Source organism: Paenibacillus sp. TCA20, assembly GCF_000732325.1.
GTDB classification, from domain to species: Bacteria; Bacillota; Bacilli; order Paenibacillales; family Paenibacillaceae; genus Paenibacillus; species Paenibacillus urinalis.
Genome location: NZ_BBIW01000002.1, coordinates 539,406 through 563,738, shown reverse-complemented (window position 1 = coordinate 563,738; position 24,333 = coordinate 539,406). Strand labels below are relative to the sequence as shown.

The following is a 24,333-nucleotide window of genomic DNA, read 5'->3' as shown; positions in this document are numbered from 1 at the left end:
AAATAAAAGGGAGGGGTAAAAGGTGGCTAGAATTCATGTGCTGGACGAGCATATTGCCAATCAGATCGCTGCCGGTGAAGTGGTGGAAAGACCCGCTTCTGTCGTTAAGGAGCTTGTGGAAAATTCCATTGATGCTGGAAGCACCCGAATTGATGTATCCATACATGAAGGAGGGCTCCAAAGCATCCGGATCACCGATAATGGAGGCGGAATTGATGCAGAGGATATGGAAACCGCCTTTTACCGCCATGCTACGAGTAAAATTGCAAACGGTCGGGAATTATTTGAGATCACGAGTCTTGGTTTTCGAGGAGAAGCCTTGCCGAGTATTGCTGCCGTTTCCAAAGTAAGGCTGATTAGTGCGACTGAATCCGACGGCCGTGGCCGTGAGATTGTCATTGAGGGCGGCAAGCTGATCAAGCATGATGATATTACAGCTTCTCGCGGGACCGATTTTTTGGTTGAGGAGCTGTTCTACAATACCCCGGCCAGATTGAAATATATGAAGACGATTCAGACGGAGCTTGGGCATATCTCGGATGTTCTGTACAGAATGGCGTTATCTCACGCAGATATCGCATTTACGCTAAGGCATAACGGCAACCTGCTCCTGCAGACCCTTGGCAATGGAGATCTGCTTCAGGTCATTGCTGCGATATATGGAACCTCGGCTGCCAAAGCAATGCTCCCGATCAGCGGGGATAATCTGGATTACCGAATCAGCGGTTATGTAAGCAGGCCAGATCTTACAAGGGCTAATCGCAATGGCATATCGACCATCATCAATGGCCGTTATATTAAAAATTACGGTCTGAACCAAGCTCTGCTTAAGGCCTACCATACGCTGCTTCCTGTCAATCGGTTTCCGCTTGCCGTATTGCAGCTGGACATGCATCCGTCATTAGTGGATGTTAACGTTCACCCGGCAAAATTGGAGGTTCGATTCAGCAAGGAGCCTGAGCTGTATGCCTTTGTGGAGGAATACACCCGTGCTGCACTTAGGCAGGAAGTGCTCATTCCTCAAGTGATTAAACAGAGTATTGGAAAGCCGGAGAGCAAATCGTTTATCCAGGAGCAATTTCATTTTACTAAATCGAAGCCGAAGGAAGAGCAGGCGAATGCATCGAGTTTGGACAGATCTGGAACTTCATCCTTATCGAGAACTGAGAAGAAAATATATAATCCATCGGATCAGCAAGGTGTTAGCCGACCTATTTATGGAAGGGAAATGAGCCAGTCTCTGCCTCGGCCAAGCGAAGCTGAGGACAGGGAACGATCAAGCACAGCAAATACCGAGAGTGCGGCAGGGGGTTCTAATGCTGCACCGATTGAAGATATCGATGACAATTTCAATAGGCTCGATTCTTCCAACTACCACAATACAGATAAGCAAAATGATCATCATACTCAGGACAGTCAGTCTTATGTGCCTAATGTGAAGGACAAGCAGCATGTGATTAGAGAAGCGAAACTGAATCGTGCAAATGGGGATTATTACCGGGATAGTGCTGCGCTGAAGTCTAAGAATGCACAAGGAATGAGCAGGAATCATTATGCTCAGCTGGCGGGGATAAAGGCGGAGCTGCCACAGTTCCCTGAGCTGGAGCTGATCGGACAGCATCACGGAACTTATTTGATCGCACAAAATGAGAACGGGCTGTACCTGATTGACCAACACGCTGCACACGAGAGAATTAACTATGAATTCTACTACAATCAATTCGGAAATCCGGTTGAGGCTTCTCAGGAGCTCCTGCTCCCGATTACGCTGGAGTTCACACCTTCGGAGGCAGAGCAGCTGAAGGACAAGCTCCATTGGTTTGAGCAGGCTGGGGTATACCTCGAGCATTTTGGTGGACAAACCTTCCGTGTTACATCCTACCCTTATTGGCTGCCCAAAGGCGATGAAGAGTCAATCATTCTGGAAATGGCGGAATGGGTGCTGTCAGAGCGGGGAATTGATCTGTCCAAGCTGCGCGAAGCCGCATCCATCATGTGCTCATGCAAGGCATCAATTAAAGCCAATCAGAAGCTGACAGATCAGGAAGCGGCCGTGCTGTTAGAGCGGCTTGCGGACTGCAAGCAGCCTTACACTTGTCCACATGGAAGACCTATCGTTGTCTCGTTCTCAACCTATGATCTTGAAAAGATGTTTAAAAGAGTGATGTAATGTGGAACAACATGAAGTAGTTGAACGAAATCAGAGGCTTAAGATTAGGAGAAATTAAATGATAATTACAACAGGCGATACGAATGCAAAGACGCTTGCGGAGCGTGCGGTTCGTCTTGCTGAGGTTACCCATTCAAGCTATGTTCAGCGAAATAAAGCTTCCTTGGCCAAGCTATCGGAACAATATGGCGATGAAGATATTATCGTTGTCGTAACGAATGGCGTTCGTTTGATCCGTCCAGGGGAGCCTGTGCTCGAATTTCATCCAAGCATGGGATTTGTTCGGGCGAAGCGCGTATTAAAAGGGGAAAGCGACCCTATGCTGGAAGCTGCGAAGTTCCAGAAAGGTGACTCTGTACTGGACTGTACGGCAGGTCTTGGAACGGATTCGCTGGTGTTCGCCGTCGCCGCAGGAGGAGAAGGACATGTCACCGCTTGTGAGAGCTCTCACACTTTGTACACCATACTACTAGAGGGCATGCGGTATTACCGGAGCGGCAACGGCCGTGTGGATGAGGCACTCAGATCCATTCAGGTGAAGCACAGCAATCATTTAGAGCTGCTCCGCAGTATGAGTGACAATAGTGTCGATGTCGTATATTTTGACCCGATGTTCCGTGAGCCTGTTATGGATTCGAGCGCGATTCGTCCTTTGCGCAGATATGCGAATAGTGCGCCTTTGGCGCTGGAGAGCATCACAGAGGCCAAGAGAGTGGCTAGAAAAACAGTGGTTATGAAAGAAAAAAGGGACAGTGGTGAATTTGCCAGACTCGGTTTTAGTACCGTGAATCGTGCCCATTCAAAAACAGTGTACGGAGTGATTGAACTTGACAGAAACTCAAAAGCCTAAGCTGCTAGTCCTGGTGGGACCTACTGCCGTAGGCAAGACAAAAATGAGTATCGAACTGGCTAAGACCTTTCAATGCGAAATTATCTCAGGAGATTCCATGCAGGTCTACAGACGGATGGACATCGGGACGGCGAAGATCAAGCCTGAGGAAATGGGAGGTATCCCTCACCATCTTATCGACATTCATGAGCCGGATTACCCATATTCTGTCGCAGAATTTCAAGAGGAGAGCCGCAGGTTGATTCGAGAGATACATGAGCGCGGTAAGCTGCCTTTTATCGTAGGAGGAACTGGTCTGTATGTTGAATCGGTATGCTACGATTTTCAATTCTCTGAAGCAGGCTCTGACGAACAATTTAGAAAAGCACAGTTTGATTTTGCGGATGCAAACGGAGCGGAGGCATTGCACCAGAAACTTCGGGAGGTAGATGCAGACAGTGCCGCAAGACTTCATCCAAACGATGTGCGCAGAGTGGTGCGATCCCTTGAAATATATCACATGACCGGAGTCAAACAATCCGAGCAGCTGGCTGCACAGAATAAGCAGTCTCCCTATGAACTCTGCATCGTCGGTTTGACAATGGATAGAGAAATGCTATATAACCGTATTGAAGACCGAATTGACGAAATGATGGAGGAAGGGCTGGTAGAGGAGGTTGCTTCACTTCTCAGCCAAGGTGTGGGTCCCGGCTCTATTTCCATGCAAGGTCTTGGTTACAAAGAAATTGCTGCATACCTGCGTGGAGAAGTGCCGCTGGATATAGCAGTTAGTGAACTGAAGAGGGATACGCGTCGCTTCGCCAAACGACAGCTGTCCTGGTTCCGTCATATGAAGGATATTCAATGGGTGGATATGACGGACACAGCAAATTTTTCTACGAACTTCGCTACTATACGTGATATAATAGCAGATAAGCTGAATTTGGAGCATGATTATTCTTCAAATCAATCTAATTGAACTTATTGGGGGTACGGCTAATGACCAAGTCCATCAACATCCAAGATACGTTCTTGAATCAAATGCGCAAAGAAAATATTCCAGCTACTATTTTTCTCGTCAACGGTTTTCAAATTCGCGGGACTGTCAAGGCATTTGATAACTATACCATTGTTGTCGACAGTGACGGACGCCAGCAAATGATTTACAAACATGCCATATCCACCTTTACACCACAACGGAATATTTCTCTTATGCAAAATGGCAGTGGTGAAGAATAAAATCAATCATTGAAACTTTTAAAGAGTCCATTTCGTTAATACGTATAGGATTGAGGCGGAGCAACCTGTAAAGGTTGTTCTTTTACTTCTTAGGAGAAAGTTTACAAAATGGTTTCAATTCTATGAAAAAAGACTTAAAGACTAGCATGAATGTGCTACACCTATAAGGGAGTCAGGAGGTACCATGTCAAACGATACATTGTCTAGGTCCGGGAATCGTAAGAATAATCAAAAAGAGAAGAAACCAGGACCTAAGAAAAAGAAAAAATATCGGGTAAACGTGTAGCCTGGACATTGTTTTTTACAGCTGCTTTTGTCATCTTTGTTGCGCTTGCCGGCTATCTGTTTATTATGGTGAGCGGAGAGCGGATCTTACAGGCCAACTTTGACAAAATGACCGTGAACGAAACATCCAAGGTATATGACCGAAATGATGAGGAGATCAGTGAGCTGTCCATTGAGAAGCGTGATCCTGTAGATGGAGAGGATATTCCTCAAATCTTGAAAGATGCCTTTATTGCGACAGAGGATAGAAGGTTCTACGAGCACAACGGTGTAGATCTGTGGGCGATCGGTCGTGCAGCAGTCACGGATATTATGGCCCGTTCTCTGGTTGAGGGCGGTAGTACCATCTCTCAGCAGCTCGCCAAGAACGTGTTCCTGACGCGGGATAAAACGTTCTTCCGTAAGGCGACGGAGATGTCCATTGCGCTTGCCATTGAACGGAATTATTCAAAGGATGAAATCTTGACGATGTATTTAAACCGTACCTGGTTCGGATACCAGAACTATGGGATTCAAACCGCTTCGGAGTTTTATTTCGGCAAGAGTGACCTGAATGAGCTGGAAATATGGGAAGTTGCGACGCTGGCGGCGATTCCTAAGGGCCCATCTGCTTACAATCCGGCAGGTAATCCTAACGACTCCAAAGAAAGAAGAGGAGTTGTCCTTCAATTAATGTATGATCAAGGATACATTTCGAAGGAAGAGATGGATGAGGCCAAAGCAGTGGATTACGCTTATGAGCGTCCGGAAGAGGAGAAGAAATACGTTGCCTATGTCGATTACGTGCTGAAAGAGGCTGAGCGTGTAACAGGCAAAACAACGGATGATCTGAACATCGGTGGTTATAAAATCTATACAGCGATGGCTCCTGAGGCTCAAGAAGCTGTAGAAGCCGCTTTTAAGAATGATGAATTGTTCGAAGAAAGCGCATCGGACCAGAAGGTGCAGGGCTCCATGGTGATTATGGACCATGCAACAGGCGGTATCGTTGCGATGCAGGGAGGCCGCGATTATCAGCGTCAAGGCTGGAACCGCGCGACAAGCAGCTATCGTCAGCCAGGATCTGCGTTTAAGCCGATTGCTTCCTATGCACCGGCTCTAGAAACTGGTGATTTTACAATGAATACACCACTAAGCAACTCGCAGCAATGCTTTGGTGATTATTGTCCTCGGAACCTGCACGGATATTCGAATACGATCGGCATGGCGGATGCCATCACGAAGTCTGAAAATATTCCTGCCGTGTGGCTGCTGAATGAAATCGGCGTTAACACAGGATATGAGTTTGCCGAGAAGCTGGGGATTACGATGACGGATGGTGACCGCAATCTATCCATGGCGCTTGGCGGCTTGGATAAAGGAACGAATACGCTTGAGATGGCTTCAGCATACAGTGCATTTGCTAATCGCGGTCAGTATCAGGAAGGTCATGCTATCTCACGAATTGAGAACAGCGATGGCAAGGTGATTTATGAGTATGAATCAGATGCCGAGCAAGTAATGAGTGAGCAAACCGCTTATCAAATGACAGAAATGATGCAAGAGGTTGTCAATAGCGGTACAGGTACAAGCGCGAAGCTGGATCGTCCTGTGGCTGGTAAGACAGGAACGACACAGAGCGGTTACGAAGGAAACAACGCGAACCGTGATGTATGGTTCGTCGGCTATACACCAGAATACACCGCCGCAGTCTGGATGGGATACGATAATCCGGATCAGCAGCACCTGCTGAAGAACAGCAGCCGACTTGCAGCTACCTTCTTCAAGACGGTTATGGAAAAGGCGCTTGAAGGAGTGGAGCGCAAGGAATTCTTTGTGCCGGATAGTGAAGTTCCAGAGGTAACGGAACCGCCAGTTGAAGAGGAAGAGCCGGAAACGGATCTGACGGTTAGTGGACTGAGTGCCTCTTACGATAAAGAGGCTCAAGCCGTATCACTGAGCTGGAGCGGGTCATCAACCGAAGGCTTACAATACCGAATCTATCGTAAAGAGACGTCGGAAGGAAGCTTCAGTCGAATCCAGGATCAGATCTCGGGAACTTCGGCAACGGACACGGGAGCATTACCTGGTCTGACCTACGAATATTATGTCACCGTTATTAATCCGGAGAACGGGGAGGATGCAAGTGAGTCCAACCATGTGTCACTGTTTATCGAACCGGTAGAGGAGGCTCCAGAAACTCCGGAACAGCCGGAAGTACCTGAAGATCCGGGTACAGATCCAGGTCAAGGTCAAGAAGACCCGGATAATAGCGGTAACGGTAATGGAGAAGGGAACGGAGCGGATACCGGTGAAGGAAACGGCTCCGGTAATGAAGGTAATGGTGGAAATGGCTCCGGCACTGGCAATGGTGGAAATGGCGGGGGTCAAGGAGGTAACGACACTGGCAATGGTGGTAACGGTACGGAACCTCCTTCCAGCGGAGGGGAAGGCAATAACGAAGGTGGAGAAACTCCGCCGGAGGAAACTACACCTCCATCTGGTGAAATCTCACCTCCAGGAGAAGATAACCCGCCAACCACTACAGTTCCCGGTACAACGACACCTTAATAACATTAGCGAAAGACCTGCTGTCACAGTGACGGCAGGTCTTTTTTTGCGCGTAGGTACTGATTTGTTTTGGTTATGAGTAAATTTTGAGTGTATAACTTAAATATGGTAAGCTGTTTTTAATAAAGCGGATATTGGATGAGTAAAGAGGGATTGAGATGAAGAGAAAATTTGGAGACAGAGCGAACTGGCGCCGAATTACCAATCGGCAATTCACCTGTCGATATGTAGAGAGCGAGGAGTTTACCGGTTATTTATCCCTTTATACCATCCATGAGTTAAAGGAACCTTTATGGAAAACTTATGGAGGGTATACGTTCTGCACAGCGGATAAAGGGTATTCCTGGCTTCAGTATTTTCCTAAGGATGAGCACTTTGTTGTGACGGCGATGTTTGATGACCAGGAACGGATTATTGAATGGTATATCGATACTTGCCGTAGTCAGGGTGTCACAGATCAGGGCGTTCCTTGGTTTGATGACTTATATTTGGATGTTATCGTTCTGAGGGATGGAGAAGTATTCCTACTCGACGAAGATGAACTAGATGACGCTTTGGATAAGGGGCATATTACGACAACAGATTACGAATTGTCCATGCGGACAGCGCAGTACTTATTGCATTCAATTGATGCGCATTCCTTCCCTTATTTCCAGATGTCATTGGAACACCGTTCCACTTTGTTCGAGAATGGGGAATTCAAGGAGTGAGCTATGGCATTTGAGCAAGCAAAACCTATAAATAATACACCCAGGAACACGAAATTTTTGCGAAGTGCATTTAGGATATTAACAGCACTCGTAATTATTGGACTGATCTGGGTCGTTTATGTACAATGGAAAATTTTTAATCCGAAGGAGACAACGGAATTTGCTGATCCTGTTGACGCGGGCATTGTACTGGGGGCGTCGCTCTGGGGCGACGAACCCAGCCCGGGTCTCGCTGAACGGCTGGACAAGGCTATTGAGTTGCATGAAGCAGGGAGCTTCAGATACTTTATCGTTACCGGTGGATTGGACAGTCCTCAGCACCGACTTACCGAGGCCGAGGGGATGCAGCGCTATCTTGTAGAGCATGGTGTGGAGCCATCTCGTATTTTGCTAGAGAATGAAGCGACCAGTACGTACGAGAATTTATTGTTCAGCCAGAGAATTATGACAGATCAGGGCCTTGCTTCATCGATTATTATTACGCATGATTTTCACGGTATGCGATCACTTGAAATCGCCGAGTTTCTTGATTATGAAGCACCACTGCTCTCACTTGCTGAATCTGTGGCTATGCCATTTTTGCCAAGCCAAATTCGGGAAACGCTTGCTTATACGAAGTGGAAGCTGGATGCCGCTCTTCTGAGCTTTCAGTAACAATTTTTTAAGGGAAACTTCTAATAACATTGAACTAACTAGAATACTTTAGATAGAGAAGTTAGCCCCTTATGGAGTTGAGGTGAGCGTGTATATGAACGGAAGAGCGATGGCAGCAGGAGAGCGGCCGGAAGGCAGACCTTCCAGGCAGATCAATGTCGTTTTGCGTAATCAGCCAGAAGGCTATGGTCTGAATAAAGAGTCGATATCAGATCCGGAAGAGACTGCCGCCTCTTTGAAGAACAATCCGCAGTTTGCGATGTATCAGGATATACAGAAGGAATTGGATCAGCTGGTGGGCCTCGAGAGCATTAAGGATTTTGTGTTTGAAATTTATGCATTCCTGCAAATTGCACAGATGAGATCTGATGCGGGACTCATGAGCGGTTCTCATGTGTATCATATGGTGTTCAAAGGCAATCCCGGTACCGGCAAGACAACGGTTGCTCGTATCGTCGCCAAGCTGTTTCAGAAGATGGGGGTCCTGACCAAAGGGCATCTTATTGAGGTCGAGAGAGCTGATTTGGTCGGCGAGTATATTGGTCACACGGCTCAAAAAACGAGAGATTTGGTGAAAAAGTCGTTAGGCGGTATTCTGTTTATTGATGAAGCCTACAGCTTGGCACGCGGCGGTGAGAAGGATTTTGGCAAAGAGGCGATTGATACGCTTGTTAAAGCGATGGAAGATCACAAGAATCAATTTATATTGATTCTTGCGGGCTATTCTGACGAGATTGATTTCTTCATGCAGACCAATCCCGGACTTCCGTCCAGATTCCCGATTCAGATCGAATTTCCTGACTATACCATTGATCAGTTGATTCAGATTTCAGAGCTTATGGCTAAGGATCGAGATTATATTTTGATGCCGCAGACCATACTCAAGTTAAAGCAGCAACTGCTTGATGAGAAAAATGAAACGTCACAAGCGTTCAGTAACGCACGGTATGTTCGCAATTTGATTGAGAAATCGATTAGGCATCAAGCGGTCCGGCTGCTGAATCAGTATTCCTCAGGAAACCCTGGCAAGCTGGAGCTGATGACACTTCGGGTTGAGGATTTGAAGCTAGACAAGAAATGAGCGATAATAGATATTCACTTACATTCCATAGGGACTGAAATCGTAGACGTTACCTATATTTGAAGGAGCTTAAGAAATGAGTAACTCCACACATGAAACATCCACGGAGATAAAAGATAAGGCTGTATTAGTCAGCTTAGTGACCGATGAAGTTAAGCGGTCAGGCATTAACCCTGAGTATTCGCTTGAAGAGCTCGTTAAGCTTGCGGAAACTGCAGGTGTTGAAGTGCTTAGCGTCATATCTCAGAATCGGGAGACTCCAGACTCCAAATGGTTTATCGGAAAAGGTAAGGTAGAAGAGCTTCGTGCAGCGGCAGAGGAGCTTGGTGCGACTACCGCTATTTTTGACCAAGAGCTGTCTGGAGCACAGGTTCGCAATCTCGAAGAAAGCCTTGATCTGAAAATTATAGATCGAACCCAGCTTATCCTGGATATTTTTGCACAGCGTGCTCATACGAGAGAGGGTATTATTCAGGTAGAGCTGGCACAGCATTCTTACCTTCTGCCAAGACTGTCTGGACACGGCAAGAACCTGTCACGTCTTGGCGGGGGGATCGGAACAAGAGGACCGGGTGAGAGCAAGCTGGAGACGGACCGCAGACATATTCGCGGACGGATTACCGACCTGAAACGGCAATTAGAAGAGGTGACCCGTCACCGTACGCTGCACCGGGAACGCCGTAAGAAGAGCGGAGTAATTCAAGTAGCATTGGTCGGTTATACGAATGCCGGAAAGTCTACACTGCTTAAACAGCTGACATCGGCTGATGTTTATATTGAGAACCAGTTGTTTGCAACTCTTGATCCGACTTCCCGAACGTTGGAACTGCCGAGCGGCAAAGAAATTGTGTTAACGGATACAGTAGGCTTTATACAGAACCTTCCGCATGAGCTGGTTGCTGCATTCAGGGCAACGCTCGAAGAGGTGAATGAGGCAGATCTCATCCTGCATGTTGTTGATGCTTCTTCTACGATGAGAGAGGAGCAAATGAATGTTGTTGAAAAGCTGCTGCAGGAGCTGGGTGCTTCCGATAAACCACAAATTGTGCTGTTTAACAAGAAGGATGCCTGTTCTCCCGAGCAGCTGCAAATGCTTCCGACGGGCAAGGGCTACAGAAAAATAAGTGCATTTGATGAGCAGGATCTGCTGAGCATTCGTGAATTGATACAGGAAGAACTAACTGGAGATACGGTTAAGTTTAGAATTCCCGCGGAGCGAGGAGATATCACCTCTGTTGTCTATCGAATCGGCGATGTGATCGAAACGACCTATGATGAGAATGATGTTATTTATGAAGTACAGGTCCAAAAGGGCGAATATGAGAAGCATGGGTATCTGTTAAAAGATTTTATTGACTCGTCAAATTGATGTGATTTTGTATACTAATATTGTAACGCACTAAAGTAATATTGGTGTTAGTTTTGTGAGGAGAGAAAAACGAGAAATGGGTGTTTTTTCAGCAGACATTGTTCAGCTTCAGCAAACGATTGAGCACAAGATCGAATCAAGGCTGCGAGAAGTAGACCTAATCGTCGACAGCAATCAATGGAAGGTAATAGATGCATTCCAGAAGCATCAAGTAAGTGACTTCCATTTTGCAGGCTCTACGGGCTACGCTTATAACGATCGCGGCCGAGAAATATTAGACGAAGTATACGCCGACGTGTTTGGAGCGGAGGCGGCTTTGGTGCGTCCACATTTTGCATCCGGTACGCATACGATTGCCACCGCTCTTTTTGGTGTGCTAAGACCTGGAGATGAGCTCTTGTACATTACGGGCAAGCCTTACGACACGCTTCATAAGGTGATCGGCAAGCCAGGGGATGGCACGGGATCCCTGTACGATTTTGGGATTACATACCGCGAAACGGATCTGACTCCTGAAGGTGTAGTGGACTTCGCAGCGGTAGAACAGTCGATCCATTCTAATACGAAGGTCATCGGCATTCAACGTTCACGGGGCTATGACTGGCGCTCATCCTTTACCGTGCAGCAGATCAAAGAAATGATTGAGAAAGTCAAAGCGATTAAGCCGGATGTCATTGTATTCGTAGATAATTGTTATGGGGAATTTACAGAGGAACAGGAGCCGACGGAGGTAGGCGCGGACCTGATTGCAGGCTCTCTGATCAAAAATCCGGGTGGAGGCATTGCCGAGACAGGGGGGTATATCTGCGGTAAAGCAGAGTATGTCCAACTGGCTGCATACCGCTTAACTGCGCCTGGCATTGGAGGAGAAGTAGGTGCTATGCTGGGTACCACTAGAGGGATATATCAGGGATTGTACCTGGCTCCATCCACCGTCGGACAAGCCATCAAGGGGAGTGTTTTTGCCTCAGCCATGTTCGAAGCGGTCGGTTTTGAAACAAAGCCGGCATGGAATGAAATACGGACCGATCTGATTCAGGCTGTATCCTTTAGCGGTCCAGAGCATCTCATCGCATTCGTACAAGGTATTCAGCGGGCCGCTGCAGTGGACAGTCATGTCGTGCCGGAGCCTTGGGATATGCCGGGTTATGAACATCCGGTTATTATGGCTGCAGGAACCTTTATTCAAGGAGGCAGTCTCGAGCTCTCGGCTGATGCGCCGATTCGCGAGCCTTATATCGGCTACATGCAAGGCGGACTAACTTATTCTCATGTGAAATACGGTGTGCTCATGGCGTTACAAACGATGAAAAATCGTAATTTACTGTAAGTTTACCTAACACGTCATTGACACTTGGTATCATAAAAATGTACAATGATGATATCTTAGAATACTTGGAAGGTAGATGAACGAGATGGGTGACGAAATACGCAGAAACATGGCCTTATTTCCAATTGGTATTGTGATGAAGCTTACTGATTTGTCTGCACGCCAGATCCGCTACTATGAACAGCATAATTTGATCGTACCTGCACGTACCTCGGGCAATCAAAGAATGTTTTCTTTTAATGATGTTGAACGATTGCTTGAGATTAAAGCCCTCATTGAGAAGGGTGTAAACATAGCTGGAATCAAACAAGTGATGAATCCTGTCACGAAAGAGTCAGAGGAAGCAACGATCATTACAGCGGACACCGAGGTGAAGCGCAGAGAGCTGTCTGATTCGCAGCTCCACCGTTTACTTAAGCAGCAGCTGGTGTCTGGCGGCAAACGCCCGGGTCAGGTATCCCTGATTCAAGGGGAGTTGTCGAGATTCTTTAACAAGAAGTGATGTTAGTTAACGAAGGGGAACGGGTATAAGGATAACAGGATAAGAAGGCTTAAGAGCTCGTAATCGCTTTCTTGACATCTTATCCTTTGCCTGTGACAATGAATGAGACCCATCATTTCTTGCAGCTCTGTAGTGGCGTTATCTGCGGTATACGTTTAACCTGCAATAGCAATACTTGTTGAAGCTGATACTTTTAAGAAGAAGAGGGAGAGGATATAGTGAGTTATACAAAAGATGACATTCTCCGCATAGCGAAAGAAGAAAATGTACGTTTCATTCGTTTGCAATTTACAGATTTGCTTGGAACAATTAAAAACGTTGAAATTCCCGTAAGCCAGCTGGTAAAAGCACTCGACAACAAGATGATGTTCGACGGCTCTTCCATTGAAGGCTACGTTCGTATTGAAGAATCTGATATGTACTTGTACCCAGATTTGGACACATGGGTTATTTTCCCATGGGTAACAGAGAATCGTGTTGCGCGTCTTATTTGTGATGTGTATATGCCAGATGGAACGCCGTTTGCAGGGGACCCGCGTGGCATCCTGAAGCGCGTACTGACAGAAGCAGAGCAAATGGGCTACACTTCAATGAATGTAGGACCAGAACCTGAGTTCTTCCTGTTCCGTACGGATGCCAACGGTAACCCAACGGAAGAGCTGAATGACCAAGGTGGTTATTTTGACCTGGCTCCTACCGATCTTGGAGAGAACTGCCGTCGTGAAATCGTGCTGACGCTTGAGGAAATGGGCTTCGAGATTGAAGCTTCTCACCATGAGGTTGCTCCTGGGCAGCATGAAATCGACTTTAAGTATGCAGATGCAATTAAGGCTGCTGACCAGATTCAAACGTTTAAGCTGGTTGTTAAGACGATTGCTCGTCAGCATGGACTGCATGCGACATTTATGCCTAAGCCGCTCTTCGGCATGAATGGCTCCGGTATGCACTGTCACCAATCTCTATTCAAAGACAATGTGAATACATTCTATGATGAATCCGATACTTTGGGGCTCAGCAAGACTGCTCGCCACTACATGGCTGGTATTCTCAAGCATGCACGTGCTATGGCAGCCATTACGAATCCGACAGTGAACTCTTACAAACGTTTGGTTCCTGGTTATGAAGCTCCTTGCTACGTTGCATGGTCTGCAAGTAACCGCAGTCCGATGATCCGTATTCCGGCTTCCCGCGGGCTGAGTACTCGTGTAGAAGTACGTAATCCAGACCCTGCTGCGAACCCTTATCTGGCACTTGCTGTTATGCTCAAAGCCGGACTGGACGGAATTAACCGTGAGCTGAGTCTTCCTGCTCCAATCGACCGCAACATCTACATCATGTCGGAAGAAGAGCGTATTGAAGAAGGTATTCCTTCACTCCCAGCCGACCTGAAGGAAGCATTGCATGAGCTGATCCGCAGCGAAGTTATCACTGAGGCGCTTGGTGATCATGCGCTGGCTCACTTTTATGAACTGAAAGAAATCGAGTGGGACATGTATCGCACACAAGTACATCAATGGGAACGCGATCAATATTTGACGCTTTACTAAAACCGGAAACCCTTGGCGCTTAGAAAGTGTTTAAACCGCCATTCAAATGTTAGTTACAATCTAACATTTGAATGGCGGTTTTTTGTATAAAGACAAGTTTAGTTTTTAGTTTAGGTATTCTTATTCAGAAAGCTAATGGTGGTAAACAAGCAAACTTAGCAGGAATTAAGTCGTAGCTTCTGTAACGTTCAATCTACAAATTCAATCATAAAAAGAATGAAGTTCTTGTGGAATGCCACAACGCTGCAAAAAACGCTCGATCGGTTCTTCTGGTTGTTGTTGTTCAGAATGTGTGAGCAATTTCAAAGCAAAAGTATTCGCTTGTTTCTCATACTTTCCAGCATTAAAAAAAGAGTAATCATCGAGCCAGAAACGGCTTAAATCAGGGTGCAACCTGTCGTGTGCGAGTTCATGGGCACAAACTACCCGTTTCCAATGATCATCTAGCTCATTGTGTATAACAATAAATCGTCTGCGTAACTTTCGATAATACAGTCCCCGAGTCCCGTCTTCAAAATTAGCATATCGGATAAGAATGTTTAGGCCGTCTGCTATGATAAAAGGATCGTTTGTCTTAAATTTTTTGACGAGTTTATCAATGATTTCATCCAAATTAATCACCTTCTTTTGGTGACTTCTTCATTATTGGTATCCAGCTTTTTTGTTCTTCCGTAGGTTTCTTTGTTCATTTCCTTAGCCTCCCAGAACAAGCCTGTCAACACATCGAGCACACGCTGTTTTGCTTGTCCCTCGATCGGAACCCCATCAAACATGATAGGTGCATCATCTTCAAGCATTTTTTTAAAATCCCTAATGTCTTTAGCAGTAGCCCATTCAGGAGTTTCATAATGGTTACTTATATCTTCTATGTAACCTGCTTTATACAACATTTCTTGATAATCTACATTGAGAACTTTAGCGAGACTTTTAATTGTACTAGGCTTAGGAGAATTACGAAGCCCGTTCTCAATCCTTGAAATTTGTGCGTTACTAATTCCAGACGCAGTAGACAGTTGATTTATAGTCAGGCCATTCTTTTCACGCAACGTTCTTAAATATAAACCGAATTCATCTGAACTCATCATGTATTTCCTCCCAAATGATTTTACCTCTAGGTAATTAATATAAACCATTATAACCAAATGGTAAATGGGGTAACAAAGCTAAATATGCTAGGAAAGAATATAAAGATATTTGTATTCACTCTTTACCAAATGGTATTTATTGTGTATCATGATACCACAAGGTAATAAAAAGAAGCTGCTAATTTACCATGACATTAAGTAAGGGTTTGACAGCATGAATCAGGGAGGTAAAGACATGGAAAGCTTAATCTTAGAGATAACTAAAGAAGACAAGAGCGCAGTTAAACGGTTGCTGAGTCATTACCCAAAAATGATGGGTACGATTGAAGCATTAAGAAGAAAAGAAAATCGGACTAAATTGGAAGAACAGACACTAGAAAGCTGGGGACGAATCGTGAACGAGCTTGATTCGGCAATAAAGATGATCGAAGACGAAGAAACAAGGAGAATAGTTGAACACCGATACATAAAAGCTAAAAAGTACAAGCTTACAGTCGACCTTTTTTACTCTGAAAACCTTAGCGAACGCACGATAGATCGAAGATTAAATGCCGGGATTGAATCCATAACCGAAGCATTAAAGCGTTCTGAGGTTATATGATCTAAGCCGTAACCACATTGTAGCCAATTTCAATAAATGTTTACCAAGCTCTTAATAAATTTAGAGATGACTTCGAATTCTTGGAGTCATCTTTTTTTGTGTACCCAGCAAATGAGCCATCTATAGGGTGACTCCCGAACGAGGCTTTCGAGCACTTCTGTTAGCTCAAAGCAACGGTGTTTGAAGATTGACGGTAAATTGACGGAAATCTGTCGTAAATTTGTCGGTGCTTCGTTGTTAAAGTATGGGCATAGGGTCGTTGGTTACCCGGGCATCCCTGCAAGCCCTTATCGTGGCAGGACTCGATCATGCTGTGGGACAAGCTCCTTAGCGTAAAGCGCAAGGGTATGATGCGGGGAAGGCAGGTAAAATAACTGCCCTAGTATATTATTTTTAAATTTTTAAAAAAACTGGAGGTAATGAGAATGTCAGAGAACAAAGTAACGTTTGGTTTAGAGCAGGTGCATGTGGCTTTTTTGGATGAAACAACTACAGGTAGTCAGCCTGTTTGGAAAGCACCGGAACCCATTCCGGGAGCGGTAAGATGGACACCGGAGGCCGTCGGTGAAGCCAGCACTTTTTATGCGGATAATATGGCCTATTTTGTATCCACAGCAAACAATGGCTACACAGGAGAGCTTGAGATGGCACTTGTCCCAGATCATATTCTTGCTGAAATGTTGGGCTGGGTAATTGACAGTAACGGTATGCTGGTAGAAGTATCAAATGCTCTTCCTAAGAAATTTGCTCTTCTGGGTCAAGTGCAAGGCGACAGTAAAAATCGTCGATTTGTATATTATAACTGCCAAGCTAGCCGCCCAGCGAAGGAGCGTACAACACAAGGCGAGGCGATTGAAGTGAATACAGAAATTCTGACACTAACCATATCACCGCTAGAAGTTAACGATATGATCGTTGTTAAAGGGGATCTTGAGCTTAGCGATCAGAATGCAGCCGCCTACCAAAGCTTCTTTAATTCTGTTTATACTCCTTCGTTCGAAGCAGTTGGAGGTGTATAAACAATGAGAGAAATTCAAATCGGGAATCAGCAAGTCCGAGTCAGAGCTACCCCTCTGGCTCTTCTATATTATAAGCAAGAATTTAAGAGCGACCTCATGGGCGATCTTAGCAAGCTTTCGGAAGTATCGAATGATCCTCAGAGATTCGATATTCTTACTATTCTGCAAATGGTATGGGCTATGGCGAAGGCGGATGGATATGGCAAGTCTTTTGCTTCCTTTGAGACGTGGCTTAGCAGCTTTGACACCATTAATTTGGCTGATCCAACCTTACTGACCTCTGCTATTGAGGAGGCAACAGAAGGTTTTTTTCGTCCCGCTGACAATGGAATCCCAGCAACCAAATAATGAAGAAGCACCAGAGATTGACTTCGTGTTGCTTGCTTTAGGAAAACATATGGGATTAAGCTTCCTAGAATTAAACGAGCTAAGAGTCAGGGATCTTTTAGATCTGTCAAAGCAGTACTTCCCAGATTCAGAGCGGAGTAAATCAAAGCAAAAGAACGCGACTCAAGCAGATATCGATTCATTCTTTGGATAGCCAAAGAGTAGACGCCAAAAGAAAAAAGGAGGTGAGCCAAGATCGAAGAACAAAATATACAACAAACGAATGCGGCAATTGAGGAGCAAAGCTTCCTTGTTAAACAGCTGGGGAGTACGTATACAGCAGCATTTAAAGAGGCTCAGCAGGCATTAGGCAATAATTTTGAACAGATGCAAAAGGTTGGTTCAGGTATTACTCTACTGGGACAAACATTAGCCGGGGCGTTGGCAGGTGCGGTTGCAGCTGCTGCGGATGAGTCCACGTTCGCATCTTTTAATACGGCTATGACGGAGCTTAAAACGGCTATTGACCTGGCTGTAGTTTCAATTGGTGAAGCACTTATTCCAGTTATCCAGTCTTTATTACCGGTTTTTGAAAGTCTGGTTGGTTTCGTTCAAGGTGTGGTGAATTTATTCGTTAGCATGCCTGAAAGCTTGCAGTCCTTTATTGCCATTTCAGGAGCGGTTGTAGCAGCCATTGCACTGATTGGGGGTCCCATTATACAAATAATTGGACTTCTGCCGCAATTGGCTGCAGGCTTTTCCATCATCGGACCGGCGATTTCCACTGCTCTTTCCGTTGCCTCAGGACCTATTGGTATTGTTGTTGCTGCTGTTGCCGCATTAGCTGCAGGCGCATTGCTGGTGTATCAGAATTGGGAACATATTTCCGGATTTTTTATAGGATTATGGGAGAGTGTTAGTGGAGCGACTACAGCCGCTTGGGAAGTGATTCAATCCTCATTGTCCACGGTTTGGCAATCAATCAGCGATTTAAGCCACAGTATATTCCAGCCGATATCGGACTTTTTGGTGCAAATTTGGGATGGGATAAGCAGCTTTCTAAGTACGACCTGGTCTGGTTTATCAACCTTGGCACAGACTTCCTTCGATCAGATCGTTAACACGATAACTCCAATTATGGAAGGGCTCCAAACGTTTTTCACCGGAATATGGGAGGTTGTAAAAAATATATTTGCAGGAGCTCTCCTATTCATCATTGATTTGGTTACTGGTGATTTTGAGAGTTTATCGCAGGATGCCCAAGCGATCTGGAATAACCTGAAAGATGCTTTTCTAATGATATGGGAGGGTATAAATCAAGTGTTTACTGAGGCACTTGGTTTGGTTTCAGAGGTGCTGACAGGCGCCTGGGAAGGTATGAAAGAAGTAACAATAACCATCCTTACTGCTGTGACTGAATGGATTAAGACAACCTGGAACAATCTATTGACCTGGTTTCGTGAATTGCCGTCGCAATTGTATAGTATTGGTTCCGAGATGTTTAAACAAATGAAAGATGCTGTGCAAACAACAGTGGTTACGGTCAAAGATGCCATCGTGAACGGGATCAGTGAAGCCATCGATTGGCTTAAGCAGCTACCATCTCAAATGCTCAGTATCGGTGCGGATATCATTAATGGCATTGTTGAAGGGATTAAAAGCAAAATTCATGCTGTCACAGATGCAATTAGGGACGTAGCAAACAGTGTAACAGGCGGCATAAGAGATGTGCTTAGCATTAATTCCCCAAGCCGAGTAATGATGAAATTAGGAGAGTACACGGGAGAAGGCTTTGTTTATGGGATATCCAGTACATTGGATTCCGTGCATAGAGCAGCAGTTGAAATGTCACGTGCAGTCGTTCCGGAATTGAATGTAAATACTCGTGCAAATCATACGGCTGGCAGTGGACGTGGCGGTATTACTCAAAACATCACGGTTGTCAGCCCACAGCCGCTGTCTCCATCGGATACAGCACGAAAAAATCTTCAGGCTGCTCGTCAATTAGCCCTTGAATGGGGGATGTAAATGAGATCAAAGCAATTGAAGTTCACGAATCACAAGGGGGAGCACATCATTTTCAATGATGATAGCTCCTCTTTTTATATGGGGAACATCACTGGATTAGGGGATGTAAGTGCAGATATTCAAACACAACAGGCACCGTATCAAGATGGAACTACATTTATTGACGGCATACTTGATGTAAGAACAATCAGCTTCGAGGTTTGGATTAAAGGCACTGACGATACAGACATTTCTAAAAAGCGTGCGAGGCTTGCACAAGTTCTGAATCCTAAAAACGGCGTAGGGCTGATTGAATACCAATATGGAGATATAATCAGGGTCATTGATGCTGTTGCCGAACATATACCGACGTTTGGAGCAGGCTTCGAAAACAGAGGTGTCTATTATCAAAGAGCACTTGTTGACATTATTTGTCCTAATCCATATTGGAGATCGAGCAATATTACAGAGGAGCCGACATTTGAATCTTTGTTTCAATTTCCTTTTGAAGGCGAGTTTCAAATGGGATATCAAAGAGATCAGAGAATGATCGTAAATGATGGGGATGCACCAGCACCTATACAGATTGAATTCTATGGGCCGGCACTCAACCCAAAAATTATGAACAATACAACCGGAGAATATCTTCGGGTGCGCCAGTATCTTGGAGAAGGTGAACGCATGATGATTGATACCAGTGACCACAACAAATCTGTTTATTTCGTTGATTCGTCGGGAGCTGAACGAAATGTGTTCAACTGGATCGATCTGGACAGCACTTTTTTTAAATTAACAATCGGAGAAAACGAAATTGAATACACAGCAGACGATGATATACAAGGTGCTGTCGTCAATATTAGCTACAGCAAATTGTATACCGCTGTTTAAACAAGGAAGGGAGAAGGGACTTTGGAAAAATATAAGTTTTTTAATTCAGCTCCAGATGATCCTCGGACATATGAAGCATCTGATTTTGCAGAATACTTTGGCAGTGTATTATCAACGGGTTTACTTCATACGGATCATGTTCCGGGCATGGAGGTATCCGTTGCAGCAGGAACACTAAATACAGTTGTTAGTGCGGGCAAGGCGATCATGTTGGGAAGGCTGTATGAGAACACATCTGATCTTACCCTAACTCACAGCATTCCAGAGGCGACTTTAAATCGAATTGACCGAATCGTGTTAAGACTTGACCTTCGTAACTCTGCTAGGAATATCCATTTGGCTATAAAAGAGGGGGCAGCAGGCGCAACTCCAGTCCCGCCAGAGCTAACACGAGATAACTTTATTTATGAATTATCTCTAGCGCAAATTCTAGTAAGAGCGAACACTTCACAGCTGCAACAAGCTGATTTAGTCGATGAAAGATTATATGAAGATCTATGCGGCATCGTATACTCTCTAATTTCTATCCCTACGGAGCAGTTTCAGCGCCAATGGGACGAATTCATAGGAGGGATTGAAGACGAGGGCTTTGCAACAACTGGTTATGTAAATGAACAAGTTGCAGTTACAGAAACGAATGCTAAAAATGCAAGTTTGTCCAGAACAGGTGGAACTGTAAACGGTGTTGTTACTGTCAATAATCCTAATTTACTTGGATCTACAGCTGGTTCAATTGTTGATGGAATAACGACCAATTTTTCTACTGGGAATCAATCCAAGTTAGTTACTAGAGCAATGCGTGTATCAAACGGGAATACATGGACATCGGAAGCTATAGAATTAGCACGATATGTTGACGCTACACAGCAAGCCACCCTTAGGTTTGAAGGAGATGAGATAAGGTTTAAAAATGCTGACAACACATGGACAAGTTTAAGAGAGCTAAAGCAATCTGGCGTTAATGCTAAACAGGGCATAGTGGATGCCATTAACGCCATGGGAGGTAGTGCATCCACAGGTGATATATGGTCCACGTTGCACACAAAAATTAGGGGGCTGTATACAGGTAAAAAATATGTCGAGGGTTCTTTGGGAACATTGTCGGGAAATGGATATAAAAGTATTTATATTGGGTTCGTTCCTTCTGTGGTTATTGTATCATCACGATATTATGATACTGCTAATCCGCTCTCACTAATCTACGCTATTAAATCAAATAAGGGTACTGAGGAATATGATTCAAACGGTTATTTGAGATTGGGGAATTTCGGGACTTCTATGACCGTTTCTAACCATGTAAGCAACCCCCATTATGATGTAACATGGCAAGCATGGGAATAAATTAGGGGGCGTACATCAATGGATTTAACATTATGGTTAGATGACCGGGGAAATTCTTCGCGACACAGGAAAAACTAAATCTTACGATCACGATTTTGAATTGAAGCGGAATCCTTTTGAATATGATAAATTAAGAAATAAAAAACCGGAAACAATCGGCTTGTAAAAATTAGAGTCTAGAGAATACGCCTCTGTTTTTTCAGTAGGGGCTAATTTCCATTAGATTCTGTATGATTAGAACACCTGTTCTCATGTGCCGAACTCGGAGAAAGAACCTATAAGAGCTGAGTCAGCATTTAAGTAAACAAAATTAATACAAGAAAATGCAGTTATTACCGGAGATATGGGGAATTTGTTATCCCAAAGTGCCGAATACAAAATGGCAATTGCCACAATGGAACAGCAAAAGGATATATTAATTGAAGTAGCATCTCCGAAAGGAGGTGCTGCATAATGTGGTATTTAACAGTTAAGAGATTCTACAATAACAGCCATCCATTGTATACAAATGATAGCCTTAAAATGTTCGTTGTTGCTCAGATGATCAATGCTGATTAATACGAGCTAATTACAAGTGTAGAACTAAGTAATTAAAGAAATGTTGAATGCCTATTATATTTGAAGTTGGTGAGTACATGACATTACCATTACGCATCATGACCAAAGATTTCAAGCTAATTGCTGAGATCACCCAATATGCTTCCTTACAACTAACCCGCTCCTGGCATGGAGTGGGTTCTGTTGTTCTAAAGATCAATCGCTACTTGAAGCACGCTAATGAACTGCAGCGCGGTCGCATCATTTTCCCGCATAACAAGCTAAACAAAGCCTACATCATAAGACATCGGGAGATTGAACTGGACGAGAATGGAAAGGCAACAGAGAACTGGATCATTCAGGCACTGGCTTTAAAGTCCTGGATGGGCCAGCGTATCACATATCCGCCTTTGTCAGCCGGTTATGACAGCACGCAAGGGAATGCGGAGTCCGTAATGCTGCATTACATCAATAACAATATCATTAATCCATCAGATCCTCAGCGAAAGATGAATCGAATATCCGTGGCAACTAATCAGGAACGTGGGCCAAGTGTAAATTGGCAGTCAAGGTATAAAAACTTGGCCGAAGAAATATCCGAGATCAGCAGGATAAGCGGCTTGGGGTGGAATATTGATGTGGATACGATACAGGAAGAGTACTTATTCCGTGTTCAAGAAGGCCGTAATCTTGCGGTTAATCAGTCTCATCTGCCGCCAGCCATATTTAGTCCTGAGTTTAGTACCCTTGGCAAAATGACGTATACCGAATCGGAGCTGAACTTCCGTAATGTAGCCGTCGTAGGAGGTCAAGGGGAAAATGTGGACCGGCGCATCGTAGAAGTCGGCTCTACCAGCGGTTACGAAAGATATGAGCTGTTTGTAGACGCAAGGGACGTGTCTGATGAAGAGGATGTTCACGATACGCCCACACAGGGTCCAGATATAAATGTAGATGAATATCTTGCAGCAAAAGGCCAGCAGGCACTTACCGATTATACGCAGGAGTTTTACTTAGAAGGACAGGCTTTGACTCATTCCAAGCTGGTCTATGAAGAAGATTATGATCTAGGCGATATCGTAACGCTCCAAAATAAAGAATGGGGCGTTACGCTTAACGCCCAAATCACAGAGGTCAAAGAGATTTACGAACCTGGGAATACAAGCATAGAGCTGACATTCGGCAATAACCGCCCTACCTTAATAAGCAGGATTAAGCAAGAGCTGGCCAATTTAAGAGAAGAAATTACACGGTAGAGCTGAGGTTGACATTTGGGAGGTCCTCAAATACCAGAGCTGCAACTTTGCTGTAATAATAATGGAAATAAGGAGATGAGAGCTGGATGGAGTGGACCACAATTTTGGAGCTGATTCATCCTCAATTATTCATTGTGCTGGCTCTCTGCTGGGTAGTAGGATACATTCTAAAACAAACACCTAGAGTGCCAAATTGGACCATAGTTTATGTGGTCACTATTATTGCAGTCGCTGTGACTGTATGGATGCTTGGGTGGGGGCCTGAATCGTTGATTCAAGGAATTTTGACAGGTGCTTTTGCAGTATACGGTAATCAGCTGCTGCATCAGGCTCATAAAGGAGTGGATTTAAAATAGTTAAGCTTGTGATTGATCCTGGGCATGGAGGCAGGGATTCAGGTATTCCTAACACGCGAAATGGATCAATTTATAGAACTGAAAGAGCGAACGAAAATAGCCAATGAATTAGCTGCAGATGCAATTATTTCAATCCATTGTAATGCGGGCGGTGGTGCTGGGGGTTTTGAAAGCTTTCGTTATACTTCAGCTAGTCTGAAATCAAAAGAGCTTCAGGAAACTCTGCACGAAAGTATTATAACTGAACTGAGAAAATACAACGTGATTGATCGCAAACCAAAGACAGGCAATTTGCATATGCTACGAGAATCCAATATGTCGGCTGTATTGACTGAGAATCTGTTCATCGACGCTGACGCCATTCTACTACAAAATGATCAGGTGATTGAGGCTATTATTGACGGGCACGTGGCTGGAGTAGTTCAATTCTTCGGTTTGGAACAGAAAGACGTGATGATAGCAGCAGATGAGGAAGATCTTAACATGGTAAGTCCATGGGCTAGAACAGCTTGGGAGCAAGCTGCTTTAAAAGGATACATGGATGGAACACGTCCGAGAGATTCTGTAACTCGGGAAGAACTCGCAGCGATCTTGATTCGTATAGAGAACAATAAGTAAAGTTGATGATTAGACGATAGTGAAAAAGGCCA

The 24,333-nt window shown here is 44.8% G+C and carries 23 protein-coding genes; 21 read left to right on the top strand and 2 right to left on the bottom strand.

What is annotated here, in order from left to right; all coding sequences use genetic code 11:
* Nucleotides 1–22: 22 nt before the first annotated feature.
* From mutL to glnA, 12 genes are all read left to right on the top strand, one after another.
* Nucleotides 23–2,170, top strand: a complete 2,148-nt coding sequence (gene mutL, locus TCA2_RS06200; RefSeq protein ID WP_047910671.1) for a DNA mismatch repair endonuclease MutL — start codon at nt 23–25, stop codon at nt 2,168–2,170.
* Between the two features lie 58 nt (nt 2,171–2,228).
* The gene (locus tag TCA2_RS06195) at nt 2,229–3,020 is read left to right on the top strand and encodes a class I SAM-dependent methyltransferase (RefSeq protein WP_047910670.1); all 792 of its coding nucleotides are present in this window, start codon (nt 2,229–2,231) and stop codon (nt 3,018–3,020) included.
* On the top strand, nt 2,998–3,978 hold the full coding sequence (gene miaA, locus TCA2_RS06190) for a tRNA (adenosine(37)-N6)-dimethylallyltransferase MiaA (RefSeq protein ID WP_047910669.1): 981 nt from the start codon (nt 2,998–3,000) through the stop codon (nt 3,976–3,978). Before TCA2_RS06195 ends, miaA begins: the two co-directional genes overlap by 23 nt.
* Nucleotides 3,979–3,998: 20 nt before the next feature.
* Entirely contained in the window at nt 3,999–4,238 is a 240-nt protein-coding gene (hfq, locus tag TCA2_RS06185; protein ID WP_047910668.1) for an RNA chaperone Hfq, read from the top strand.
* 294 nt (nt 4,239–4,532) lie between these two features.
* Complete coding sequence (locus tag TCA2_RS27845) at nt 4,533–7,073, top strand: PBP1A family penicillin-binding protein (protein ID WP_370510317.1); 2,541 nt, start codon at nt 4,533–4,535, stop codon at nt 7,071–7,073.
* Between the two features lie 158 nt (nt 7,074–7,231).
* Entirely contained in the window at nt 7,232–7,783 is a 552-nt protein-coding gene (locus TCA2_RS06175) for a DUF402 domain-containing protein (protein ID WP_047910667.1), read from the top strand.
* 3 nt (nt 7,784–7,786) lie between these two features.
* The gene (locus TCA2_RS06170) at nt 7,787–8,437 is read left to right on the top strand and encodes a YdcF family protein (RefSeq protein ID WP_047910666.1); all 651 of its coding nucleotides are present in this window, start codon (nt 7,787–7,789) and stop codon (nt 8,435–8,437) included.
* A gap of 94 nt (nt 8,438–8,531) precedes the next feature.
* A complete protein-coding gene (locus TCA2_RS06165; RefSeq protein ID WP_047910665.1) occupies nt 8,532–9,518 on the top strand; it encodes an AAA family ATPase in 987 nt (328 codons plus the stop codon).
* A gap of 76 nt (nt 9,519–9,594) precedes the next feature.
* Nucleotides 9,595–10,887: a GTPase HflX gene (gene hflX, locus TCA2_RS06160; RefSeq protein WP_047910664.1), complete on the top strand. Its 1,293-nt coding sequence runs from the start codon at nt 9,595–9,597 to the stop codon at nt 10,885–10,887.
* 76 nt (nt 10,888–10,963) lie between these two features.
* Complete coding sequence (locus tag TCA2_RS06155) at nt 10,964–12,217, top strand: methionine gamma-lyase family protein (protein ID WP_047910663.1); 1,254 nt, start codon at nt 10,964–10,966, stop codon at nt 12,215–12,217.
* A gap of 85 nt (nt 12,218–12,302) precedes the next feature.
* Entirely contained in the window at nt 12,303–12,719 is a 417-nt protein-coding gene (locus TCA2_RS06150) for a MerR family transcriptional regulator (RefSeq protein WP_047910662.1), read from the top strand.
* Nucleotides 12,720–12,937: 218 nt separating this feature from the next.
* The gene (glnA, locus tag TCA2_RS06145; RefSeq protein ID WP_047910661.1) at nt 12,938–14,266 is read left to right on the top strand and encodes a type I glutamate--ammonia ligase; all 1,329 of its coding nucleotides are present in this window, start codon (nt 12,938–12,940) and stop codon (nt 14,264–14,266) included.
* 201 nt (nt 14,267–14,467) lie between these two features.
* Here the strand turns inward: glnA and TCA2_RS06140 are convergent, their stop codons facing one another.
* A complete protein-coding gene (locus TCA2_RS06140; protein ID WP_337999876.1) occupies nt 14,468–14,887 on the bottom strand; it encodes an ImmA/IrrE family metallo-endopeptidase in 420 nt (139 codons plus the stop codon).
* Nucleotides 14,884–15,348, bottom strand: a complete 465-nt coding sequence (locus tag TCA2_RS06135; RefSeq protein WP_047910756.1) for a helix-turn-helix domain-containing protein — start codon at nt 15,346–15,348, stop codon at nt 14,884–14,886. The genes TCA2_RS06140 and TCA2_RS06135 overlap by 4 nt, the downstream gene beginning before the upstream one ends.
* Nucleotides 15,349–15,586: 238 nt before the next feature.
* Between TCA2_RS06135 and TCA2_RS06130 the strand changes: the two genes are divergently transcribed.
* The 9 genes from TCA2_RS06130 (at nt 15,587) to TCA2_RS06085 (ending at nt 24,301) form a co-directional block, all read left to right on the top strand.
* Complete coding sequence (locus TCA2_RS06130) at nt 15,587–15,952, top strand: hypothetical protein (protein WP_047910659.1); 366 nt, start codon at nt 15,587–15,589, stop codon at nt 15,950–15,952.
* 425 nt (nt 15,953–16,377) lie between these two features.
* Entirely contained in the window at nt 16,378–16,971 is a 594-nt protein-coding gene (locus TCA2_RS06125; RefSeq protein ID WP_047910658.1) for a major tail protein, read from the top strand.
* Nucleotides 16,972–16,974: 3 nt separating this feature from the next.
* On the top strand, nt 16,975–17,319 hold the full coding sequence (locus tag TCA2_RS06120) for a hypothetical protein (RefSeq protein WP_047910657.1): 345 nt from the start codon (nt 16,975–16,977) through the stop codon (nt 17,317–17,319).
* 366 nt (nt 17,320–17,685) lie between these two features.
* Nucleotides 17,686–19,326: a hypothetical protein gene (locus TCA2_RS06110; protein ID WP_047910655.1), complete on the top strand. Its 1,641-nt coding sequence runs from the start codon at nt 17,686–17,688 to the stop codon at nt 19,324–19,326.
* The gene (locus TCA2_RS06105) at nt 19,327–20,193 is read left to right on the top strand and encodes a phage tail domain-containing protein (RefSeq protein WP_047910654.1); all 867 of its coding nucleotides are present in this window, start codon (nt 19,327–19,329) and stop codon (nt 20,191–20,193) included.
* A 21-nt stretch (nt 20,194–20,214) separates the two neighbouring features.
* The gene (locus TCA2_RS26060; RefSeq protein ID WP_052511778.1) at nt 20,215–21,534 is read left to right on the top strand and encodes a hypothetical protein; all 1,320 of its coding nucleotides are present in this window, start codon (nt 20,215–20,217) and stop codon (nt 21,532–21,534) included.
* A 635-nt stretch (nt 21,535–22,169) separates the two neighbouring features.
* The gene (locus TCA2_RS06095) at nt 22,170–23,327 is read left to right on the top strand and encodes a siphovirus ReqiPepy6 Gp37-like family protein (protein WP_047910754.1); all 1,158 of its coding nucleotides are present in this window, start codon (nt 22,170–22,172) and stop codon (nt 23,325–23,327) included.
* Nucleotides 23,328–23,413: 86 nt separating this feature from the next.
* A complete protein-coding gene (locus tag TCA2_RS06090; RefSeq protein WP_047910653.1) occupies nt 23,414–23,683 on the top strand; it encodes a phage holin family protein in 270 nt (89 codons plus the stop codon).
* Between the two features lie 24 nt (nt 23,684–23,707).
* A complete protein-coding gene (locus TCA2_RS06085; RefSeq protein WP_152557662.1) occupies nt 23,708–24,301 on the top strand; it encodes an N-acetylmuramoyl-L-alanine amidase in 594 nt (197 codons plus the stop codon).
* Nucleotides 24,302–24,333 lie beyond the last annotated feature (32 nt).